Here is a 20,973-nt window from a genome sequence, read left to right as displayed (position 1 = left end):
GCGGCCGTGCCGACCGGCGGGACCTGCACCGCGGGGGGCGCGGACGTCGGCAGGCCGGGCTCGGCCCACCGGGGCCGCGACGGCCACTCGTCGGACACGTGCCGCGCCGGGCCGGGATCGGTGCCGCCACCTGCCGGGGACTGCTCGGCGTCGGGTGCGGGTCGCTGCGCCGGCACCACCAGCCGATCGCCGTCGGCGTCGCGATGCGACTCGCCGAAGGGGCCGGGTGGCGCGCTCACCGGTGCGGGCCGACCCGCCGGCACGTCGGCGCCGGGATACGAGACGCCGTTGGTGCGGTGGCCGTTGACCCGGACCGGCGACTCGGAGTCGCCCGGACCGTCGGGCAGCGGCGACGGTAGGTCACCGTGCCGTGACGAGGAGGCACCCCACCCCCCGTGCGGATCCGGCGTACGCCAGGGCGACGCCGGCTCCCGCGACGGCGGTCGGTCCCCGAGGCGGGGCCAACCGGTCGCCGGGGGCGCCCACCCGTCGCCGGAGCGGGCCAGGTCGTCCTGCGGACCCGTCCCGTCACCGTGCTCTCCCGGGGTGGCGGCTCCGGGTTGCCCTGCTTCACTCACCGCGCGCTCCTTGGTCGCCCCCGCTGAGGCTACCGTGTGGTGACAGTGGCGATAAGTTACAGCGGCGGGCCAATTCCGCGACGGGCTCCAGGCCCGACCGGTACGGGTGAAATGCCGGCTCGTACGACGAAACTCGGAGGTTCCCATGACCGCTGTGGGGAACGGTGCACAGACCGCCGGCCGGCCCACCCGCCTGCCCCGTTCCGCCCGCCGCAAGCAGTTGCTCGCAGCGGCGCAGGAGGTGTTCGTCGCGCAGGGCTACCACGCTGCCGCGATGGACGACATCGCCGAGCGGGCCGGGGTCTCCAAGCCGGTGCTCTACCAGCACTTTCCGGGCAAGATGGAGCTCTACCTGGCGCTGCTCGACACGCACTGCGACGCGATCGTGGCGAAGGTCCACGACGCGATGCGGGGGACCAACGACAACAAGGAGCGCGTCGGCGCCTCGGTGCGGGCGTACTTCGACTTCGTCGACCACGAGAGCGAGGCCTTCCGTCTCGTCTTCGAGTCCGACCTGCGCAACGACCCGGCGGTGCGGCAGCGCGTCGAGCGGGTCGAGCAGGGCTGCATCGCGGCGATAACCGACACCATCATCTCGGACACCGGCGTCAGCCGGGCGCACGCCGAGCTGCTCGCCTCCGGGCTGGTCGGCGCCGCGGAGACCGCCGCGCAGTTCTGGCTGGCCGGCGGGCGGCAAATGCCCAAGGCGGAGGCCGAGGCGCTCGTCGCGGCGCTCTCCTGGCGGGGCATCGCGAGCTTCCCGCTGCAAGGTGAGTCAGCCTGACCACCACCCCGGTGATCGGATAGCCTTCGCACGGCGGCTCATTCGCCCCAGTTGAGGAGGCACCGTGGAGGTCAAGATCGGCGTGCAGTACGCGCCGCGCGAGCTGGTCCTGGAGAGCGCGCAGTCGCCGGCCGAGATCGAGCAGGCCGTGACCGACGCCTTCGCCAACAACAGCGGGACGCTCTCCCTCACCGACGAGAAGGGTCGGCGGATCATCGTGCCGGTCGACAAGGTCGCGTACGTGGAGATCGCCGAGGCGTCCCCGCGGGCGGTCGGTTTCACCGTCCGCTGACGTTCCGCGCCCCCGGCGGCGGTCGTGGCCACAGCCACCCCCGCCGTCGGGAGCGCGGTCAGTTGTTGAGGCCGACGGCGCCCATCCGCGCGGTGTGCGCCGCGGTCAACCGTCGGAACAGCCCCGCCACGTCCGCCCGCTCGTCCCGCGCGATCAGCGCGGTGAGCGCCCCGAGGTCGGCGGAGGCCACCCGGCCGGCCTGGGACAGCGCCTCGCCGACCAGCCGCCGGGCCCACATCGAGAGCCGGTTGGCGACCCGGGGGTCCGCCTCGATGGCGATGCGGATCTCGGCGGCGGCGAAGTCGGCGTACCGGGACTCGTGCAGCACGTCGAGGACGAGCCGGCGGTCCGGTTCGGTGAGGGCTCCGGCGATCTCACGAATGAAGTCGTCGGTGATTCCGTCCCCGACGTACGCCTTGGTCACCGCCTCGGCCCAGTCCCTCGGCTCGGTCGAGTCGTGGAACGCCTGCAACGGCGCCACGTACGGCGCCATCGCGTCGTCGGGCAGCACCCCCAGCGCGCCGAGCCGGTCGGCCAGCCGTCGGTAGTTGGCGATCTCGGCGGCGGCCATCTCGCCGAGCGCGGCCCGCCGGCGCAGGTCGGGGGCGAGGCGGGCGTCGGCCGCCATCCGTTCGAAGGCCAGCAGCTCACCGAGGGCCACCAGGCCGAGCAGGTCGACGACGGCGCGTTCGGCCGGAATGTCGGCGGTGGGGTCGGACGGGACGCGGTCGGACATCTGGGCAGGTTACCGCCCGCCCCCTCGGCCCGGGCGAGTGGCCCAGATCACACCCGCCGGCCCTGGGCGCGGACCGCCGTGCGGAATCAGGACGCTGACCGGCCGGTTCAGGTAGACTGGAGCAGTTGCCGTGGCACCGACCGACGTTAGATCCGGTCGACGACACCCACGGCGCGCGTGCGGCCCGGTCCGGCTCGGCAGTCTGCCGCCCGACCGTGTGGCCCGCGCCATAGCCGAACAGCGCCCTGAGGACTCAACGGGGCGCACCCACGAGAGGGCACCCCCAAATCCACATGAGCGAACTGACTCAAGATCTCATGGACGGCCAGGAACTGGCCCCCACCGCTCCGGTACGACCGGAGGCACCTACCTTCGCCGAGCTGGGCGCGCGTCAGGAGACCGTCGACGCGCTGGCCGCGGCCGGCATCACCCGCGCCTTCGCCATCCAGGAGTACGCGCTGCCGATCGCGATGCGCGGCACCGACCTGATCGGGCAGGCGCCGACCGGCACCGGCAAGACGCTGGGCTTCGGCGTGCCGCTGTTGGAGCGCGTGTTCGCGCCCGCCGAGGGCGGCGACGGCGTCCCGCAGGCGCTCGTCGTGGTCCCGACCCGCGAGCTGGGCATCCAGGTCGCGAAGGACCTCCAGGCCGCCGGCCGCACCCGCGGCGTGCGCGTGCTGCCGATCTACGGCGGCGTGGCGTACGAGCCGCAGATCGACGCCCTGCGCAAGGGCGTGGAGATCCTGGTCGGCACCCCGGGCCGCCTGATGGACCTGCAGAAGCAGAAGCACCTGCGTCTGGACCGGGTCCGCGCGCTGGTCCTCGACGAGGCCGACCGCATGCTCGACCTGGGCTTCCTCGACGACGTCGAGAAGATCCTGGCGATGCTGCCGGAGGACCGGCAGACGATGCTCTTCTCGGCCACCATGCCGGACCCGATCGTCACGCTGTCGCGGCGCTTCCTGCGCCGTCCGGTGACCATCCACGCCGGGCACACCGCCGAGACCGGCCCGTCCCCGCAGACCGAGCAGCTCGCGTACCGCACCCACTCGATGAACAAGGTCGAGATCGTGGCGCGGATCCTCCAGGCCGAGGGTCGCGGGCTGACCATGATCTTCACCCGCACCAAGCGGGCCGCCGACCGGGTCGCCGAGGACCTCGACTTCCGCGGCTTCGCGGTCGCCGCCGTCCACGGTGACCTCGGCCAGGGCGCACGGGAGCGGGCACTGCGCGCGTTCCGGGCCGGCAAGATCGACACACTGGTCGCCACCGACGTGGCCGCCCGGGGCATCGACGTCACCGGCGTCACCCACGTCATCAACTACGACTGCCCCGAGGACCAGGACACCTACACCCACCGGATCGGTCGTACCGGCCGGGCCGGGGCGACCGGCGTCGCGGTGACCTTCGTCGACTGGGACGACATGCCCCGCTGGCGGATCATCGACAAGACGCTCGGCCTGGACATGCCGGAGCCTCCGGAGACGTACCACACGTCCGCGCACCTCTACAGCGACCTCGGCATCTCCACCGAGATCTCCGGCACCCTGCCGACCGCCGAGCGCACCCGCGCCGGCCTCGCCGCCGAGGTCGAGGAGGACCTGGGTGGACGGTCGCGGCGCGGCGAGAGCCGTGGCAGCGCCCGGCGCGGTGACGGTCGCGACGCTCGTGACGGTCGCGGCGACACCCGGGGGCGTGAGCGCCGCCGGGGCCGGGACACCGACAGCCCCGCCACCGGGCCGGACGCCGCCGAGACTCCCTCCGTCGCCGAGGGCGAGGAGGGGGCACGTACCCCGCGCCACCGCCGACGCCGTCGGGCCGGCGAGACGGTCGCCGGCGAGCCGACCGCGGTGATCACGGCCGAGGCCGGCGGCGCCCCGACCGCCGTCGAGGGCGAGGCCACGAAGCCCCGCCGCCGCCGGCGCCGTCGTGGTGGCGGTGGCTCCGCCGCCGGTACGCCGGCCGAGGCGACCACCGTCGACTGACCGACCTGTTCCGAACGTCCCCCGCCCCGGTCCCGGGGCGGGGGACGTTCGTCGCGAACGGGGCTGTCACTGAACGACCGACCGGACGAGCCGTAGCGCGTTCGGCGGGACACGTCGTCGCGCACGGACGACCACGCGGCTCGCCGTGGCGGGTGCGTGGACCAGCAGGAGGGTGGAGCGGTGCCGGAATCGTTGGAGGGTGCGCTGGCCGAGGTGCGGGCGTTGCTGCTCGATCCCGCGCTGACGCGGGCGGTGGGTGCGGGGCGACGGCGGGGACAGCGTCCCTCGGTGGTCCGGGCCGAACTGCGACCGGTCACCCTCAAGGCCGGCCCCCGGTTGCAAATTTCCACCTCCGACGGCGCCCGGCCGTACACCCGCAACGTCGCACCCGGCCCTGACGCGGGCGCCGCCGTGGACGCGCTGCTGGCCGAGCCGTTCGGCAACTGGCACGTGGAGACCGCCGACGCCACCCTCCAGCTCCGGGTCACCAAGTCCGGCGAGGCGCAGGTGCACCGCGCCGCCGTGAGCCGTCCCGCGCCGGAGCCCACCGGGCACGACCGCGCCAAGGACTGGCTGCTCGATCCCGGCGACCCGATCTTCGCCGAGATCGGCGGGTCGGCGGCGAAACGGCGGCAGGTCGACGCGTTCCTGCGCGCGCTCGCGGCCACCCTCCCCGAGGAGCTGACCGGCCCGCTACGGGTGGTGGATCTGGGCTGCGGGAACGCGTACCTGACGTTCGCCGCGTACCGGTGGCTGGCGCAGCGTGGGCTCGACGTCGAGCTGGTCGGTGTGGACGTCCGGGAGGACCAGCGGCAGCGCAACACCGAGCTGGCCGAACACCTCGGCTGGGGCGACCGGGTGCGCTTCGTGGCCGGCACGATCGCCGAGGCGGTCGTCGAGCCCGCCCCCGACCTGGTGCTGGCGCTGCACGCCTGCGACACGGCCACCGACGAGGCCCTGGCCCGGGCGGTGCGCTGGCAGGCGCGCTGGGTGCTGGCCGCACCGTGCTGCCACCACGACGTCGCGGCCCAGCTCCGGGCCCGACCGGCCCCGGCGCCGTACGAGCTGCTGACCCGGCAGGGCATCCTGCGGGAGCGCTTCGCGGACGTCCTCACCGACGCGCTGCGGGCCGGGCAGCTCCGGCTGCACGGCTACCGGGCCGAGGTGGTCGAGTTCGTCGACTCGCGGCACACGCCGCGCAACCTGCTGATCCGGGCCCGACGCACCGGCGCGGAGCCGACGCCCGCGCAGCGGTCGGAGTACGCGGACCTGGTCGACCAGTGGCACGTCAACCCGCGCCTGCAGGCGCTGCTGACCGCCTGATCAGCGGCGCCGATCGCCGTTGTTCCGGGTGCGCTCGCCGCTGAGTCCGCTCAGCGACCGCTCGGAGTCCGACGGCGCGGACGGGAACGGCACCACCTTTCCGGTGCTCTCCGCGTCACCGGCGGCGGCGAAGGCGTTCCAGGAGATGTCCACGAGCATCCGCTTGAACTCGGCGTGCCGCTCGGCCGCGTTGCGTTGCAGGGCCATCCGCGCACCGAGCACCACGGCGACGAGCGTGGTGGTGATCGCGCCGGTGGCGGCCAGCAGGTGCAGGCCGGTGGCCCCGTCGCCGCGGATCGCCAGGACCAGCAGCCAGATCCAGAAGCCCGCGGCGAAGACGCCGGCCTTCGCCACGAAGAAGAGACTCACCGCACCCGGGCGGTGCGGCATCGGACGGTCGGGGGCGGCCATGCTGCTCCTCGTCAGGGTTCCCGTACCGCTTCGCGGCATTGATCCGTTGCGCCGTCCCGCGAACGGGACGATCTGGTCGATCAGTCAATTACCCACGTGGTGCCCCGTACTACCCTCGACATGCGCACCACCGGGTGCCGGTCGGGAGGGACGACCCGCTGGAATGGCTTCGTCAGAGGTATCGCCGCAGGTGGCGTTCGCCCGCTTCGTGCGCCGCGCGATCGATGACGCCCGCGAGGAGCGCGGCTGGACGGTCACTGACCTGGCGTCCCACACCGGGGTCGGTCGCTCCACCGTGTTCCGCTGGCTCGCCGGCGACTGGCAGGACTACCCGGAACTCGCCAAGGTGCGCGGCTTCTGCGCCGCGCTGGACCTGCCGGTCGCGGCCGCGTTCCGCGCGCTCGGTCTGCCCGACGCCGGTCCTGCGCCACGTCGCCGCGCCGACGACGGCCCGGTCGAGGCCGACGTCCGGGTGATCCTGCAACGGCTCGCCGACCCGACCGTGCCCGCCGAGGAGAAGCATCACATCCGTGACCTGCTGCGCTACCTGGCCCGCCGGCCGATCCGTCGCGTGGGCTGAGCCGCCCGGTGGGGTCCGTCCCGGTCAGGGCACGTCGACGGTGAACTCGGCGGTCCGCACCACCCCACCGACCTTGAAGTCCAGGTAGAGCCGGTACCGGCCGGGGGCGGGCGTGGTCACCCAGAACGTCGGCGCACCGTCCACCAGCTCCGGCTCGGGGTGGACGTGCAGGTAACCCAGGTCCCCGTCGCGCAGCGCGACGAGGTGCCCGTACGCGCCGAGGTGCCGCTCCAGCACCGCCGCGCCGCCGTCGGGCGTGGTGAACCGGAAGGTCAGCGGCGCCGACACGCCGACCGCCGGCTCGCCCCGGCGGGCGACGGCGAACCCGTCGACCGTCGTGGAGGTGGCCGCCGCCGGGAGCGGCCGGGGCGCGTACCCGCCGGGCACGACCAGGTCCACCCCGAGGGTGGCGGCCGTCTGCCGACCGTCGTCGGCCAGGGCGGTGAAGTCCGCGTACGCCCGCCACACGCCGGCCTCCGCCAGGGTCAGCGGCACCGACCAGGTGCCGTCGGCCGCCATGGTCGGGTGCAGGTGCTGGTAGCCGGTCAGGTCGCGGCGGACCACGATGAGGTGCATCGGCTTGTCGTGCACGACGGCGAATCGGGTGACCGGCCGGCGCTGGGCGTCCCGCACCTGGAAGCGCAGCTCGCCGGGCCGCCCGGCGGCGAACTCCACGCCGGCCGGCACCAGTGTGTAACCCGCCGAGCTGGCCGAGAGTCCCTGCGTCTGGGCCGCCCCTCCCTGGTCGGCACCGTGCTCGTGAGCGCCCGTGCCGGCCGGGTGGCTGTGGTCGGCCAGGACGCTCGCGGAGCCGACGGCGTCGGACGGACCCCCGTTGATGCGGCCGAGGCCGAAGCCGAGCAGGACGGCGAGCACCAGCCCACCGACGACCAGCGCCAGACGCAGGGTGCTCCGGTCCGGCACGGCGGAGACCTGCTCAGCGGGCTGCCGGTCGGTCATGGCGTCCACGCTACCGGCGGGTTGGGGCGCTCCGGCCCGACGGCGACGCGGCGTGGCGACCGTCGCAGTCCGGCCCGGCCGGGAACTTTCCGGCCCCGCCGGACGACGGAAAGGGCCGCCCGGCCCGAACGCCGGCGTCCCACTCAGCCCGCGACCGCGAGGGCGAGCGGCAGCACGTCCGGCGCACCGGCCCGGCGCAGCTCCCGCGCGACCATCGTCATGGTCCATCCCGAGTCGACCAGGTCGTCGACGAGCAGCACCGGCCCGGCCAGCCCGCCGAGGGCCTCGGCCAGGTCGTCGGGCACGGTGAAGGCGCCGTGCAGCGCGCGTACCCGCTGGGCGCTGTTGCCCCGCGGGCCTCCGGCGCCGGGCGGGCCCACCGGGGTCACGTGGCCGAGCAGCGGCAGCCGCCCGACCGTGGCGATGCGCTCGGCGAGCGACCCGACCAGCCGGGGCCGGCGCCGCGACCCGACCGCCACCACGCCGACGGGGCGGCGCGGCCACGGGTCGTCGCCGTGCGCCCACGCCTTCAGCACCTCGACCACGGCGGCGGTCACGTCGTCGGGCACGGCCGCGTCCGCCGCGTCCGGCCCGACGAGGGTACGCAGCCGGCCACCCCAGCCGAGGTCGGACAGGCGGCCCACCGCCCGCCCGGGCAGCGCCTGCTCCGTCGGGGGGATGCGGCCCTTCAGGGGTACGCCGACCGCGTCCAACCCGGTCGGCCAGAGCTTCTTCGGTGCGACCTCGACACCCGGCCGACCCAGGAAGGTCTGCGCGGCGGTCAACGCGGCGTCGGACACCGCGGCCGGGAAGAGCGGGCCGGCGCAGCGGTCGCACCGGCCGCAGTCGGCCGCCCCGGTGTCGTCCAGGCACTCGCGCAGGTAGCGCAGCCGGCAGCCGGGCGTGGTCGCGTACTCCCGCATGGCCTGCTGCTCGGCGGCGCGCGCGGCGGCGACGCGGCGCAACCGGGCCTCGTCGTAGGCCCACGGCTCGCCGGTGGCGAGCCAACCACCGCGCACCCGACGGACCGCGCCGTCCACGTCGAGGACCTTGAGCATCAGCTCCAGCCGGGCGCGGCGCAGGTCGACGATCGGTTCGAGGGCCTGGGTGGAGAGCGGCCGGTCGGTGCGCAGGGCGGCGAGCACGGCCCGGACCTGCTCCTCCGGCGGGAAGGCCAGCGAGGCGAAGTAGCGCCAGATCGCCGCGTCCTCGACGCCCGGCAGCAGCAGCACCTCGGCGTGGGCGACGGCACGGCCGGCCCGGCCGACCTGCTGGTAGTACGCGATCGGCGACGGCGGCGCGCCCAGGTGCACCACGAAGCCGAGGTCGGGCTTGTCGAAGCCCATCCCCAGCGCGCTCGTCGCGACCAGTGCCTTGATCTTGTTGTCCAGCAGGTCCTGCTCGGCCGCCCGGCGGTCGGCGTCCTCGGCCTGCCCGGTGTACGACGCGACCGGGTAGCCGCGCGAGCGGAGGAACTCGGTGGTCTCCCCCGCCGCGGCCACGGTCAGCGTGTAGACGATCCCGGAGCCGGGCAGCTCGTCGAGGTGGTCGGCGAGCCAGGCGAGCCGGTGCGCCGGGCTCGGCAGGTCGAGCACGCCCAGCCGCAGCGACTCACGGTCCAGGCTGCCGCGCAGCACGAGGGCGTCGCCCAGTTGCTCGGCGACGTCCTGGGTGACCCGCTCGTTCGCGGTCGCCGTCGTGGCCAGCACCGGCGTGTCCTCCGGCAGGTTGCCGAGGAAGGTACGCAGCCGGCGGTAGTCCGGCCGGAAGTCGTGCCCCCAGTCGGAGACGCAGTGCGCCTCGTCGACCACCAGCAGACCGGTGGTGGCGGCCAGCTTCGGCAGCACCGTGTCCCGGAAGTCCGGGTTGTTCAGCCGCTCCGGGGAGATCAGCAGCACGTCCACCGCACCGGCGTGGATCTCCGTGGTGATCTCGTCCCACTCGTCCAGGTTGGCGGAGTTGATCGTGCGAGCGCGGATGCCCGCCCGCGCGGCCGACTCGACCTGGTTGCGCATCAGCGCCAGCAGCGGCGACACGATCACCGTGGGGCCGACCGGCCCGGTGTCGGGCGTCCGGTCGACGACGTCGCGGTCGCGCAGCAGCGCGGTGGCGACGAAGTAGACCGCGGACTTGCCCCAGCCGGTGCGCTGGACGCAGAGCACCCGGCGCCGGTCGACCACCAGCGCCTCGATCGCCCGCCACTGGTCCTCGCGGAGCCGGGCGTGCTCGCCGGCCAACCGCCGCAGCACCGCCTCGGCCCGCTCCCGTACCGCCGTCCGATCCACACCCATCCGGCATTTCTACCAGCGCCGGACGACACCGCCACTGTCGCAGCGTCCCTGATCTGCGATTCTTCCGCTCCTGGCACCCCGCTCGATGCCCACGGCGGAACACAACGGTCCGACGGCGGCACATCGGCAGTGGTCCGGCTGTCGGGTCGTGCCAGGATCGACCTCGCATCGGCCCTGTTCGAGAGAGAGATCAACGAATGACGCAGCGAATCGGCACCGTCGGACCGCTCCGGCGGGTCGCCCTCGGCGCGACCGCCGTGCTGGCGGCCACCACTCTGCTCGCCGGGTGCGGCAGCGACAGAGACGAGAAGTCGACGACCTCGTCCCCCGCCCCGTCCCCGAGTGCCGACCCGAAGCAGAAGCTGCTGGCCGCCGTGCCGGACGAGACGGACCCGGCGTTCCGGTTCAGCGGCACCGACGAGACCGGATCGGCCCTGTCCGGTCTGGTCGACCCGGCCGCCAAGGGCACCGAGCTGACCGTGACCGAGAAGGACGCGGAGGCCGGCTTCACCATGAAGTTGTCGTTCCGGATCGTCGAGGAGCGCTCCTGGATGAAGGTCGACTTCGACGGCGCCGAGGAGCTGGCGGCTCTGCTCAAGCTGCCGGAGAAGTGGATGGAACTGGACGAGAGCAAGATCAAGGATCCCGAGGGCGTGCCGGGGTACGAGGGCGCCGACCCGGGCAACACCGGCCCCATCCTGCGCAACGCCGACGCCGTGACCGAGCAGACCGACGGCTCGTACACCGGCACCGTCGACCTGACCGCCGACCCGGGCATCAAGGACGCGATGGACGTGGACCTCGCCGCCCTCGCCGACAAGGCCAGGGCGGTGCCCTTCACCGCCACCATCGGGCCGGACGGCAACCTGGCCACGCTCACCCTCACGATCCCGGCGGCCGGCAAGAAGAAGGCCGCGACGTATGCCGTGAAGTACTTCGACTTCGGCGCGGCGCCGAAGATCACCGTTCCGGCGGATGCCGACGCACAGGCGGCGCCGGCCTCGGCGTACGAGTTGTTGAACGGCTGACGCCCGACGCACAGCGACGAGCCGCGGCGCCCGGGGGACCGCGGCCACGCCGTCGTGTACGCGCGTGCCGGCGGCCGGTCAACGGCCCAGGACCGAGCCCCCGTTGACGCCGAGGACCTGGCCTGTCACGTAGCCGGCGTCCGGACCGGCCAGGTAGCGCACCGCCGCCGCGATGTCGTCCGGGGTGCCGGCCCGGCCCACCAGGGTGGCCGCGACCCGCTTGGCGTGCCCCTCCGGGGTCATCCGGTCCCCGAAGAACTCGGTGTCGGCGACGTAGCCGGGGCTGACCACGTTGACCGTGACCTGCTCCGGGCCGAGCTGCGTCGCCAGGTCGTACGCCCAGCCGTGCAGCGCCGCCTTCGCCGCCGAGTACGCGCCGCCACCTCCGCGCTGGGCCGCGATGGAGCTGACCAGGATGACCCGCCCGCCGGGCCGGCGCAGGGCCGGGCGCAACGCCTCCGTGAGGAGTACGGCGGTGAGGACGTTGGCGTCCAGGTTGGCCCTCCAGTGCGCGGCGGTGCCGGCCAGCGTCCCGGTGTCGCCGCCCAGGTAACCACCGGCGTTGTTGACCACGGCGTCCACCGGCCGGTCACCGACCGCCGCGACGACCCGCGCCACCTGATCCGGGTCCGCCAGGTCCGCGACGACGGGGCGTACGGCGTCCGCCCGCCCGCACCCGGCCGACAGCCGTGCCGCCGCCTCGGCGACCACCTCCTCCCGCCGCCCCACGACCAGCACGTCGAACCCGTCGGCGGCGAGCCCCCCGGCGACGGCCGCGCCGATCCCGGTCCCACCCCCACTGACCACAGCCAACCGCGCACCCACAGCCGCTCCCTCACACCGAACCCGCCAACCCGTCGATCAGGACGTTAGCGGGGCGACACGCCGGTGTGCCGCCCCGCCAACCCCATGATCAAAACGGTTCAGCGCTCCCGGGGACGGGCGCGGAGGGAGTTGCGCAGCAGGGCCAGGCGGGGAGCCAGGCTGGCCAGGCCGCCGGGGAAGAAGTACACGGCCAGGATGAACACCGTGCCGAGCACGAACAGCGGCTGGGACAGCGGACGACTCAGGAACGCCGGCAGGGCGTCCACCGCGTCACTGGTGCCGAAGGCGACCAGCCGGTGGTCCAGGTACATGTAGAGGATGCCTCCGATGACCGGACCCCAACGGGTGCCGGGCCCGCCGAGCACCACCATGACCAGCAGCGACAGCGTCAGCTCGCTGGACGTGACGTGCGGCGAGGCGCCGCCGACGATCAGGCAGTAGACCACCCCACCGGCCGCCGCGAGCCCACCGGCCAGGGTGAACGCCACCAGCTTGAACCGGTACGGGTCCAGCCCCAGCACCCCGATGCGCCGCTCGTCGTCCCGCAGGCCGGCGAGCACCCGCCCGGTCGGCGAGCCGGACACCCGGTGCACCACGAAGACCACCACGACCAGGTACGCCAGGGCCAACCAGTAGAGGTTGACGGTGTTGGTGACGCCGACCAGCCTCTCCGGCAGCCCGGACACGTCCAACGGCAGGCCCTCCTCGCCGCCGGTGAGCCCACCGAAGTCGCGGGCCACCAGGATCGCGCCGACCTGGGCGAAGGCGAGGGTCACCATGGCGAAGGCGATCCCGACCGTACGCAGCGCCACCGCGCCGAGCAGCGCGGCGAGGATCGTCCCGCCGGTGATGGTGAACAGCGCCGCCTGCCACAGCGGAAGCCCGGCCCGGGTGACGAGGATGTCGGTGCCGTACACCCCGGCGGCGAAATAGAGCGCGTGCCCGAAGGAGAGCATGCCGGTCCGCCCGAACAGCAGGTCGTAGCCGGCGGCCAGCCCGCCGAAGACCAGGCAGACGGCGAGCAGTTGTAGGGTGCCCGGCGAGTTCAGCGGCCCCTCGAAGATGCCCGGCAGCTCCGACGTCGAGTACGGCAGGGCCAGCGCCACCAGCAGCGGGACCACGGGCAGGAACGGGCGGAGGAGTCCCCGCCGGTCCCCGGGTGTCACCTCGGAGGGCACCGCCGCCGGGGGCGCGGGAACCTCGGGACTCCTGACCTCGGTCATGCCGTTGCCACCTTTCCGGCGATGCCCTGCGGGCGCAGCAGCAGCACCACGGCGAGCAGCCCGACTACGCAGACGTCGCCCAGCCCGGAGGTGCCGTAGTAGTTGACGAACTGTTGCAGCAGTCCGACGGCGACGGCCGCGTACGCGGAACCGACGACCGAACCCATCCCGCCGATGACCACCACGATGAAGGCGAAGATCAGCAGGGAGCCGCCCTGGCCCGGCGAGACGGTGCCGAAGTAGACGCCGCCGAGTGCGCCGGCCAGCGCCGCGGCCGCCCCGCCGATCGCGAAGACCAGGGTGAACGCCTTGCGCACGTCGATGCCGAGCGCGGTCACCATCTCCCGGTTCTCCACACCGGCGCGGATCACCAGGCCGTATCGGGTCCACCGGAGGAACGCGAGGATCGCGCCGAGCACCACCACCGCGGCGATGATGAGCAGCAGGCCGCCGTGGGGGACGTTCGCCCCGAGGACCGGGGTGACCTGGCGGGTCCACTCGGGCCGCGGGAAGGTCCGCGCGTCGGCGCCCCAGGTGGCCTGGAGCAGCGCCACGCCGGCCAGCGAGAGACCGACGGTGACCAGGACCTGCTCGATCGTGCGGGAGTACAGCGGCCGGATCAGCACCAGCTCGACGAGCACCGCGACCAGCGTGCCGGCGGCGACACCGAAGGCCACCGCGACCACGAAGCCGAACCCGTCCGACCCGGCGCCGGGCAGGTTGCCCGCCGCCCACCACGTCGCGTACGCGCCGACGCCGAGGAAGAGCCCGTGCGCGAAGTTCAGCACGTCGGCGAGGCCGAAGACCAGGGACAGGCCGGAGGCGACCAGGAAGTAGAGCGCCGCCAGGCCGAGCCCGGTCAGCGTCAGCAGAACGATCGTGTCCATCTAGGGGTGCACCTCCGCCGAACCGACACCGAGCAGGGACCTGGTCAATCCGGCCTCCCGCAGCAGTTCCTGTGCGTTCCCGGTCCAGGCCACCTGCCCGGCGGCGAGCACCACGGCGTCGCGGGCGAGCCGCCGTACCACCGCCAGGTTCTGTTCGACCAGCAGCACCGGCACGGACTCGGCGACCCGTTCCAGCACCTCGGCCACCTCGGTCACCACCTTCGGCGCCAGGCCCTTGGTCGGCTCGTCGACCAGCAGCAGCCGGTTGTCGTTCAGCAGCACCCGGCCGATCGCGAGCATCTGCTGCTGGCCACCGGAGAGCGAGCCGGCCCGTTGCCGTCCGCGCCGGTCCAGCTCCGGGAAGAGCGCGAAGACCCGGTCGTACGCGGGGGTGGTGCCCCGCCGCTCGGCCAGCCGCAGGTTCTCCGCGACGGTGAGCCCGGCGAAGACGCAACGGTCCTCGGGCACGTAGCCCAGTCCACCGCGGACCAGGCGGTGGGTGGGGCGCGCGAGGAGGCTCTGCGTGCCCATCCGGACGACCCCGCGCACCTCGCCGTTGCGCGGGGTGAGCCCGACGATCGCCCGCAGCGTGGTCGTCTTGCCGACGCCGTTGCGGCCGAGCAGCACGGTGACGCCGGTCGGCGCGACCGTGAAGGACACCCCCTGGAGGATGTGCAGCCCGGCGATGCGGACCGACAGGTCCTCCACACCGAGTACCGGCTCGGTCATAGCGATTCCCCCAGGTAGGCCTCTTGCACCGTCGGGTTGGCCATCACGGTCTCCGGGGTGTCGCAGGCCAGCAGGGCGCCGTGGTGCATCACGGCGATCCGGTCGGCCAGTTCGAGGATCACGTCCATGTGGTGCTCGACCATCAGCACCGACCGGCCACTGTCACCGGTCAGCGAACGGATCACCTGCACCAGTTCGGGCACGTCCTCGGCGCTGACCCCGGCCATCGGCTCGTCGAGCAGCATGACCCGGGGTTCGCCGGCGAGCAGCAGGGCGATCTCCAGCTTGCGCTTCTCGCCGTGGGCGAGGGTGCCGGCGAGCGCCGTACCCCGGTGGGCGAGGCCGACCCGGTCGAGCGCCGCCTCGGCGGCGGCGACGACCTCCCGGTCGGCCGCCGCCCGCCGCCACAGCTTCATCGAACCCCCGCGGTACGCCTGCACGGCGAGCCGGACGTTCTCCCGCACGCTGAGCGAGCCGAAGACCGAGGACGCCTGGAAGGTACGGCCGAGCCCGAGGCGGGCCCGCCGGTGCGGCGGGAGGGCGCTGATGTCCCGCCCGTCGAGGGTGATCCGACCTTCCGTGGCCCGGCGCAGGCCGGTGATCAGGTTGAACAGTGAGGTCTTGCCGGCGCCGTTGGGCCCGATCACGCCGAGGAACTCCCCGGGCGCCAGGTCGAGGTGGACGCTGTCGACGACGGCGACCTCACCGATCCGCCAGGTCAGACCGCGGGTGGTGAGCATGACGCGTCAGCCCTTCATCGCCACGGCCGGAGGCGCGGTCTCGTCGCTGGTCAGGCTCTTCTGCGCGCTGGCCGTGAAGGCCTGTCCGCTTCCGGTGAGCGTGGCCTGGAACATCGGCTGGAGCAGGGCGTGGTCCTCCTTGCGGATGGTCATCCTGCCCTTGACACCGTCGAAGCTCCAGCCCTCCAGGGCGGTGATCATCTTGTCCACGTCGTCGCCGCCCTCCTCGGCCGCGCGGACGACCATCTGGGCCGCGGCGAAGCCGTCCGGGTGGAACAGGTCGAGGGTCCCGCCGGGGATCCTGCTCTTGGCGGCCTTGGCGGCCTCGGTGTCGCTGGCTCCGTCGAAGTAGTGCGACAGGAAGGAGATCTTGCTGCCGGCGGCGCCGAAGGTGGGCCACGAGGCACGGATGTCCAGGCCGGTGACGACCGTGGTGGACGTCAGCACGCCCTGCTGGTCGAGGGTCTGCCACATCGCCGGGGCGGTGGTGCCGGCCCACGCCACGAAGAGCAGGTCCGGCTTGGCGGCCTTGATCTGGCTGGCGAACGGGGTGAACTCGGTGGCACTGGCCGGAGCCCGGACGCTGGCGACGGTCGCGCCGGCACCGCCGATGACGTTCTTGACGGCCGCCTCGTTGGCGTCGCCGAAGGCACCGTCCTGGGCGAACACCACGACCTTCTTGCCGGCCGGGTCCCCGATGAACGACTTCGCGGTGACCACGTCCTGGTACGACTGCCGGCCGGAGCGGAACGTGTACCTGTTGGCACCGGTCACGCCGTCGGTGGCGGCCGGTCCGGAAATGAAGAGCACCTTGTTCTGGGCGGCGATCGGGGCGACCTGGAGAGCCACGCCGGAGGCCGTCGAGCCGGCGATGATCCGGTGCCCCTTGCCGATGAGGTCCTTGGCCGCGGAGACCGCCTTGGCCGGGTCACCGGCGTCGTCGACCTCGGTCAGCTCGATGGTCCGCTCGCCCACCTTGGTGGTGCCCCTGGTGGCGAAGTCGAGACCGGCCCTGAACCCTTCGATGTACTGCTTGCCGTAGCTGGCCAGCGCTCCCGACTGGGAGTACACCAGGCCAACCTTGACCGGTGCGGCGTCGTCGCCGCCGGAGGCGGTTTCCTGCGGGCTGCCACAGGCCGTGGCGGCGACCGCCGCGGCCATCATCGTGGCGGCGGAGAGGAACACCCGCCGCGTCGTCCGGACCGTCATTGCGACTCCACGTGAGGACTCGGAGGAAGGGGAAACTCATGTGTCGGCTCACGCTAGAAGTGACGTCACCCACGGGCTATGTGGCGGAAACACACAAGTAACGGGAGTCGGGTGGCTCACCGTTACAGCGGCTCGTGCGGGGCAGTGACGGCGTACGGGGGCGATGGCCGGCGTCGCCACTGGCCACCTCAACCGTGTGTCGCCCCGAACCACCCCCCGACCGCCCCGAAAGGTGCCAAGCCCGTGGTGGGTGGAACACCATGGGTGTCTCGGACCCCCGTGGACACCCATGGTGTTCCACCGACGGCGATGCGGGACGACGCGCGGCGGGAACGGCATCGGCCCGCCACCCCGGGACCGGGGTGGCGGGCCGATCAGGCGCAAGGTGTCAGCGGCGGGGCAGGCCCGCGCGGGCGGCGACGGCGGTGTCCGGGTGGTCGGTGAAGACACCGTCCAGGCCGAGGCCGTAGAACAGTTCGTACTCGGCCTGGATGTCACCGCGCGCGACCGGATCGGTGCCGATCCGGAAGTCGGCCGGCAGGAACTGGTTCTCCGCCCGGAAGGTCCAGGCGTGGACGATCAGGTGCTCGGCGTGCGCGTCCCGGACGAGAGTGGTCGGGGCGAGCAGCCGGCCGGTGGCGTCCCGGGGCACGATCAGGTTCTTGTTCGCCCCGATGCCGTCGGCGTACGTGGCGATCCAGGCCAAACCGGCCGGCTTCGCCAGGTCGGCGTAGGTACGGGTATCACCGGTGACGGCGAAGTCGTACGGGCGGCCGGCCGCGTCGAGCAGCTGGGCCAGCTTGACGTCGATGACGCGGTTCAGTGCACGCAGGTTCGCCGTCTCGAAGGACTGGATGATCACCGGCGAGTGGCGGTGGGTCAGCCTGTTGCGCCGCAGCACCTCGACCAGGGGCTTCTCCAGGGGCAGGCCGATGGAGGCGAAGTACGTCGGGTGCTTGGTCTCCGGGTAGACACCGATCACCCGTCCGCGCGCCCGACCCTCGGACCGGGTCAGGTCGATGACCTCCTGCAGGGTGGGCACCTCGAACCGGCCGTCGAACGCGGTGTTGGCGACCCGCACCTGCGGCAGCCGCTCCTTGGCGCGCAGCGTCTTCAGCTCGGCGAGGGTGAAGTCCTCGGTGAACCAGCCGGTGACGGACACCCCGTCGATGGTCTTCGTGGTCCTCCGGGCGGCGAACTCGGACCGGGCGGCGACGTCGGTCGTACCGCTGATCTCGTTCTCGTGCCGGGCGACCAGGACGCCGTCACGGGTGGCGACCAGGTCGGGCTCGATGTAGTCGGCGCCCTGGCGGATCGCCAGCCGGTACGCCTCCAGCGTGTGCTCCGGCCGGTACCCGCTGGCACCACGGTGACCGATGACGATCGGGCGGTGGGTGGCGCGGTCGCGGTCGGCGCCGTTGGCCCGGTCGTCGCGGGCCGCCGCCGCGGTCGGCACGGCGACCGCCGCCGCCAGCAGCGCGCCGGCCACGCCGAGCGCGGAAAGGGTACGTCGCAAGGCCGTCTCCTGTCGTCGAGGGGATCGACAACAGCAGACCCTCGTTCCCTGTCCGGCAGTTGGTCGAGGGCTGGCGACCGGGTGAACACTTGCGGGTGCCGGCGGACCCGTCCCGATGACCATCCCCCGTACGACGTTCATCGCGAGGATCCGCCGGCGTGTCCTCAAGGGACCGATACAGGAGTATCCCGATACGCGGCCGGAAACCAGGACGTTGAACCGGACGTTCCACCGGACGTGCGATAGCCTGACTCGACGGTCATGACGGATCACCAGAGCGACACCTTCGGTACGCTGCTCCGACGTCACCGGCTCCGGCTCCGGCTCACCCAGGAGGCGCTCGCCGAACGGGCGGGCATCAGCGCACGGTCGGTCGGCGAGATGGAGCGCGACCGCAGCCGCAGTCCCCGCCCCCGCTCGGTGGACCGTCTCGCCGACGCCCTGGAGCTGACCGGCGAGGTCCGGGAGACGTTCGTCCAGACCGGGCGCACCCTCTTCTGGGCCAGCCGGGCGCGCCGCGTCGGCCGCACCGAGCTGGCCGGGCCCGGCCGACCCCCGGAGGGAGACGGGACACCGCCGTCGTCCGCGACCCCGGTCGAGGGCAGGCACCGGCCCCTGCGGCACCTCCCGGCGGACCTGCCGGACTTCGTGGACCGCACCACCGAGCTGGCCGCGATCGACGCCGCGCTCGACCCCACGCTGGGCGGGGGGCGCCTGGTGGCCGTCTCCGGACCGCCCGGGATCGGGAAGACGGCCCTGGCCGTGCACGCGGCGCACCGCTTCGCCGACCGGTTCCCGGACGGCCAGCTCTTCATCCGGCTCGGCGACGTGGGCGGGGAGAGCCCCGGCCCGGCCGAGGCGATGGCGCGCCTGCTGCGGGCGTTCGGGGTCGACGGCTCCGCCCTCCCCGCCGACCTCGACGAACGCGCGGCACTGCTCCGTACGCGGCTCGACGGCCAGCGGATCCTGCTGGTCGTCGACGACGTCGGCGGCCACCAGGACGTGGCGTCGTTCCTGCCGCACGACGGCGTGGGAATGGTGGTGGCCAGCCGCCTGCCGCTGACCGGGTTGCCGGGCGTGCACGCCGTCGACCTGAAACCGCTACCCGCCGCGGCGGGGGTTGAGCTGATGAGCCGGGTGGCCGGCGTGGACCGGGTCGGTCTGGATCCGGTGGCCGCCGAGCGGGTGGTGGCTCTGTGCGGCGGGCTGCCGCTGGCCGTCCGCATCGCCGCCGCGCGGCTCGCCGCCCGCCCGCACTGGACGGTCGCCACCCTGGCCGGGAGGCTCGCCGACGAGCAGGTACGCCTGGACGAGCTGCGCCACGGCGACCTGGCCGTACGACCGCAGCTGCGCCTCGCCCACCAGGGGCTCAGCCCGTCCGCCGCGCGGGTCTTCGCGCTCCTCGGCGAACTCCGCACGGCCACCTTCCCCGAGTGGACGGTCGCGGCGTTGCTGGACGGCGGACCGACCACCGGCGCGTTGGAGGAACTGCTCGACGCCCGGCTGCTCGAATCGGCCGGACCGGATCAGGCCGGCCAACCACGCTTCCGGTTCCACGAGATCACCCGGCTGTACGCCCGGGAGTGCCGGATCGAGCAGATCACCGACGACCAGTGGCGGGCGGCGCTGTCCCGGGTGGCCACCGGATGGCTCGCGCTCGCGCGGGAGGCGGCGGCGGGTCTGCGCTGCGAGCGGTTCCACCTCGACGATCCCGCCCACCCGGCGACCCTGGGCGATCGCCGCGCGGTCGCCGCGGCCACCGACCGTCCCGTCGACTGGTTCGAGGCGGAGCGGGAGTCCCTCACCGCGCTGGTGCTGTCCTGCGCCGAGGAGGGGCTCGCCGCCACGGCACGCTGCCTGGCCGGCTGCGCGGTCGACTTCTACGAGCTGCGCGCGTACTACGAGGACTGGCGGAGGGTGACCACGGCCGCGCTGGACGCCTGCCGCAGGGAGGGCGACCGGGCGGGCGAGGCGGCGATGCTGCGCGGCCTGGGCGGCTGCCAGTTGGAGGTGGACGCGCCGGAGACGGCCATCGCGACGCTGCGGGCCGCGCGGGTCCTCGCCGAGGAGACCGGCGACCCCGCCGGGGCGGCGCAGGCCCGCAAGGACACCGGATTCCTGCTCAGCCTCAGCGGTCGACTGGACGAGGCCGAGCGGGAACTCCGTGCCGCGACGGTGGAACTGGACGCCACCGGGCGGCAGACCACGCGGGCGATGGCCCTGTCCAACCTGGGTTTCCTGCTGCGCCAGCGGGGGGACACCGCGGGCGCGGTGCGGACCGTCCGTGCCGCCCTGGAGGTCGCCCGCTCCTGCGGCGACACGTTCACCGAGGCGTACGCCTGGCGGGGCCTGGCCGGCGCGTTGCTCGCCCACGGGCAGGCGGCCGAGGCGCGGCGGGCCGCCCGCCGGGCCGCGAGCCTGTTCTTCACGGTCGGCGACGCGGTCGGCGCGGCACAGAGCCTGCGGACGCTCGGCGAGGCGCTGGCGCCGGATCCCGGACGGGCGGGCGAGGCGGAGGAGGCCCTGGCCACGGCGGCGGAGGTGTTCCGGGAGCGCGGGCACGAGTGGGGGTACGCCCTCACCGAGCTGAGCCTCGGCGAGATCGAGGTGGCCCGGGACCGGCCCGGGGCGGTGGACCGGTTGCGGCGCGCGCTGCGGTACTGGACGAAGGAGTCGGTGCCCGCGCTGCGGGCGCGGACGCTCGTCGCGCTGGCGAACGCGGCGGAGCGCGCCGCGGACGGGGCGGCGGCGCGCGAGGCGCTGACCGAGGCGCTGACCATCTACCAGGCGATGGGCTCCCCGCTCGCCGCCGGGATCGCGGACCGGATCGGGCGGTCCGACGGCGGGGCACGACCCGGCTGAGGCCGGCGGTGGCA

At 73.7% G+C, this 20,973-nt stretch carries 18 protein-coding genes; 7 read left to right on the top strand and 11 right to left on the bottom strand.

What is annotated here, in order from left to right; all coding sequences use genetic code 11:
- Positions 1-723: 723 nt before the first annotated feature.
- Positions 724-1,362, top strand: coding sequence for a TetR/AcrR family transcriptional regulator (locus ACTMSW_RS15585; RefSeq protein WP_091666336.1), 639 nt, complete (start codon positions 724-726; stop codon positions 1,360-1,362).
- Positions 1,363-1,426: 64 nt separating this feature from the next.
- On the top strand, positions 1,427-1,654 hold the full coding sequence (locus ACTMSW_RS15580; protein ID WP_357039937.1) for a DUF3107 domain-containing protein: 228 nt from the start codon (positions 1,427-1,429) through the stop codon (positions 1,652-1,654).
- Between the two features lie 58 nt (positions 1,655-1,712).
- Here ACTMSW_RS15580 and ACTMSW_RS15575 read toward each other — a convergent pair whose 3' ends face one another.
- A complete protein-coding gene (locus tag ACTMSW_RS15575) occupies positions 1,713-2,390 on the bottom strand; it encodes a ferritin-like fold-containing protein (protein ID WP_441181323.1) in 678 nt (225 codons plus the stop codon).
- A gap of 293 nt (positions 2,391-2,683) precedes the next feature.
- Here ACTMSW_RS15575 and ACTMSW_RS15570 point away from each other — a divergent pair, with 293 nt between their 5' ends.
- Both ACTMSW_RS15570 and ACTMSW_RS15565 read left to right on the top strand, forming a co-directional pair.
- Positions 2,684-4,375, top strand: coding sequence for a DEAD/DEAH box helicase (locus ACTMSW_RS15570; protein ID WP_441181322.1), 1,692 nt, complete (start codon positions 2,684-2,686; stop codon positions 4,373-4,375).
- 180 nt (positions 4,376-4,555) lie between these two features.
- Complete coding sequence (locus ACTMSW_RS15565; RefSeq protein ID WP_441181321.1) at positions 4,556-5,698, top strand: class I SAM-dependent methyltransferase; 1,143 nt, start codon at positions 4,556-4,558, stop codon at positions 5,696-5,698.
- On the opposite strand, the gene ACTMSW_RS15560 is transcribed toward ACTMSW_RS15565, so the two are convergent.
- Positions 5,699-6,109, bottom strand: a complete 411-nt coding sequence (locus tag ACTMSW_RS15560; protein WP_441181320.1) for a hypothetical protein — start codon at positions 6,107-6,109, stop codon at positions 5,699-5,701.
- A 163-nt stretch (positions 6,110-6,272) separates the two neighbouring features.
- On the opposite strand from ACTMSW_RS15560, the gene ACTMSW_RS15555 reads away from it, so the two are divergent.
- Positions 6,273-6,689, top strand: a complete 417-nt coding sequence (locus ACTMSW_RS15555) for a helix-turn-helix domain-containing protein (RefSeq protein ID WP_357035641.1) — start codon at positions 6,273-6,275, stop codon at positions 6,687-6,689.
- A gap of 24 nt (positions 6,690-6,713) precedes the next feature.
- Here ACTMSW_RS15555 and ACTMSW_RS15550 read toward each other — a convergent pair whose 3' ends face one another.
- Both ACTMSW_RS15550 and ACTMSW_RS15545 read right to left on the bottom strand, forming a co-directional pair.
- Entirely contained in the window at positions 6,714-7,649 is a 936-nt protein-coding gene (locus tag ACTMSW_RS15550) for a hypothetical protein (protein ID WP_441181319.1), read from the bottom strand.
- 143 nt (positions 7,650-7,792) lie between these two features.
- Entirely contained in the window at positions 7,793-9,940 is a 2,148-nt protein-coding gene (locus ACTMSW_RS15545; RefSeq protein WP_441181318.1) for a DEAD/DEAH box helicase, read from the bottom strand.
- A 197-nt stretch (positions 9,941-10,137) separates the two neighbouring features.
- Here ACTMSW_RS15545 and ACTMSW_RS15540 point away from each other — a divergent pair, with 197 nt between their 5' ends.
- Complete coding sequence (locus ACTMSW_RS15540; protein WP_441181317.1) at positions 10,138-10,968, top strand: hypothetical protein; 831 nt, start codon at positions 10,138-10,140, stop codon at positions 10,966-10,968.
- Positions 10,969-11,046: 78 nt separating this feature from the next.
- On the opposite strand, the gene ACTMSW_RS15535 is transcribed toward ACTMSW_RS15540, so the two are convergent.
- From ACTMSW_RS15535 to ACTMSW_RS15505, 7 genes are all read right to left on the bottom strand, one after another.
- Positions 11,047-11,793 (bottom strand): SDR family NAD(P)-dependent oxidoreductase, encoded by a 747-nt coding sequence (locus tag ACTMSW_RS15535; protein WP_441181316.1) that lies wholly within the window; start codon positions 11,791-11,793, stop codon positions 11,047-11,049.
- 98 nt (positions 11,794-11,891) lie between these two features.
- Positions 11,892-13,016: a branched-chain amino acid ABC transporter permease gene (locus ACTMSW_RS15530; protein ID WP_441181315.1), complete on the bottom strand. Its 1,125-nt coding sequence runs from the start codon at positions 13,014-13,016 to the stop codon at positions 11,892-11,894.
- Complete coding sequence (locus tag ACTMSW_RS15525) at positions 13,013-13,903, bottom strand: branched-chain amino acid ABC transporter permease (protein WP_441181314.1); 891 nt, start codon at positions 13,901-13,903, stop codon at positions 13,013-13,015. The genes ACTMSW_RS15530 and ACTMSW_RS15525 overlap by 4 nt, the downstream gene beginning before the upstream one ends.
- Positions 13,904-14,632 carry an ABC transporter ATP-binding protein gene (locus ACTMSW_RS15520; protein WP_441181313.1) on the bottom strand — a complete coding sequence of 243 codons (729 nt, stop codon included), beginning with the start codon at positions 14,630-14,632 and terminating at the stop codon, positions 13,904-13,906.
- Positions 14,629-15,372 carry an ABC transporter ATP-binding protein gene (locus ACTMSW_RS15515; protein WP_441181312.1) on the bottom strand — a complete coding sequence of 248 codons (744 nt, stop codon included), beginning with the start codon at positions 15,370-15,372 and terminating at the stop codon, positions 14,629-14,631. The genes ACTMSW_RS15520 and ACTMSW_RS15515 overlap by 4 nt, the downstream gene beginning before the upstream one ends.
- 6 nt (positions 15,373-15,378) lie before the next feature.
- Positions 15,379-16,581, bottom strand: a complete 1,203-nt coding sequence (locus ACTMSW_RS15510; RefSeq protein ID WP_441181311.1) for a substrate-binding domain-containing protein — start codon at positions 16,579-16,581, stop codon at positions 15,379-15,381.
- Positions 16,582-16,969: 388 nt separating this feature from the next.
- On the bottom strand, positions 16,970-18,097 hold the full coding sequence (locus tag ACTMSW_RS15505; protein WP_441181310.1) for a glycerophosphodiester phosphodiesterase: 1,128 nt from the start codon (positions 18,095-18,097) through the stop codon (positions 16,970-16,972).
- Positions 18,098-18,358: 261 nt separating this feature from the next.
- On the opposite strand from ACTMSW_RS15505, the gene ACTMSW_RS15500 reads away from it, so the two are divergent.
- Positions 18,359-20,959: a helix-turn-helix domain-containing protein gene (locus ACTMSW_RS15500; RefSeq protein ID WP_441181309.1), complete on the top strand. Its 2,601-nt coding sequence runs from the start codon at positions 18,359-18,361 to the stop codon at positions 20,957-20,959.
- The last annotated feature ends 14 nt before the right edge of the window (positions 20,960-20,973 follow it).

Origin of the sequence: Micromonospora sp. BQ11 (genome assembly GCF_052068135.1) — a bacterium.
Lineage (GTDB): Bacteria > Actinomycetota > Actinomycetes > Mycobacteriales > Micromonosporaceae > Micromonospora.
This window is presented reverse-complemented; position numbering and strand designations above follow the sequence as displayed.

Bases quoted from the DNA above. Each gene is read 5' to 3' on its own strand.
- ACTMSW_RS15500 (WP_441181309.1), top strand. From the start codon at position 18,359: ATGACGGATCACCAGAGCGACACCTTCGGTACGCTGCTCCGACGTCAC.
- ACTMSW_RS15510 (WP_441181311.1), bottom strand. From the start codon at position 16,581: ATGACGGTCCGGACGACGCGGCGGGTGTTCCTCTCCGCCGCCACGATG.
- ACTMSW_RS15545 (WP_441181318.1), bottom strand. From the start codon at position 9,940: ATGGGTGTGGATCGGACGGCGGTACGGGAGCGGGCCGAGGCGGTGCTG.
- ACTMSW_RS15585 (WP_091666336.1), top strand. From the start codon at position 724: ATGACCGCTGTGGGGAACGGTGCACAGACCGCCGGCCGGCCCACCCGC.
- ACTMSW_RS15550 (WP_441181319.1), bottom strand. From the start codon at position 7,649: ATGACCGACCGGCAGCCCGCTGAGCAGGTCTCCGCCGTGCCGGACCGG.
- ACTMSW_RS15525 (WP_441181314.1), bottom strand. From the start codon at position 13,903: ATGGACACGATCGTTCTGCTGACGCTGACCGGGCTCGGCCTGGCGGCG.
- ACTMSW_RS15540 (WP_441181317.1), top strand. From the start codon at position 10,138: ATGACGCAGCGAATCGGCACCGTCGGACCGCTCCGGCGGGTCGCCCTC.
- ACTMSW_RS15530 (WP_441181315.1), bottom strand. From the start codon at position 13,016: ATGACCGAGGTCAGGAGTCCCGAGGTTCCCGCGCCCCCGGCGGCGGTG.
- ACTMSW_RS15555 (WP_357035641.1), top strand. From the start codon at position 6,273: ATGGCTTCGTCAGAGGTATCGCCGCAGGTGGCGTTCGCCCGCTTCGTG.
- ACTMSW_RS15520 (WP_441181313.1), bottom strand. From the start codon at position 14,632: ATGACCGAGCCGGTACTCGGTGTGGAGGACCTGTCGGTCCGCATCGCC.
- ACTMSW_RS15515 (WP_441181312.1), bottom strand. From the start codon at position 15,372: ATGCTCACCACCCGCGGTCTGACCTGGCGGATCGGTGAGGTCGCCGTC.
- ACTMSW_RS15560 (WP_441181320.1), bottom strand. From the start codon at position 6,109: ATGGCCGCCCCCGACCGTCCGATGCCGCACCGCCCGGGTGCGGTGAGT.
- ACTMSW_RS15575 (WP_441181323.1), bottom strand. From the start codon at position 2,390: ATGTCCGACCGCGTCCCGTCCGACCCCACCGCCGACATTCCGGCCGAA.
- ACTMSW_RS15570 (WP_441181322.1), top strand. From the start codon at position 2,684: ATGAGCGAACTGACTCAAGATCTCATGGACGGCCAGGAACTGGCCCCC.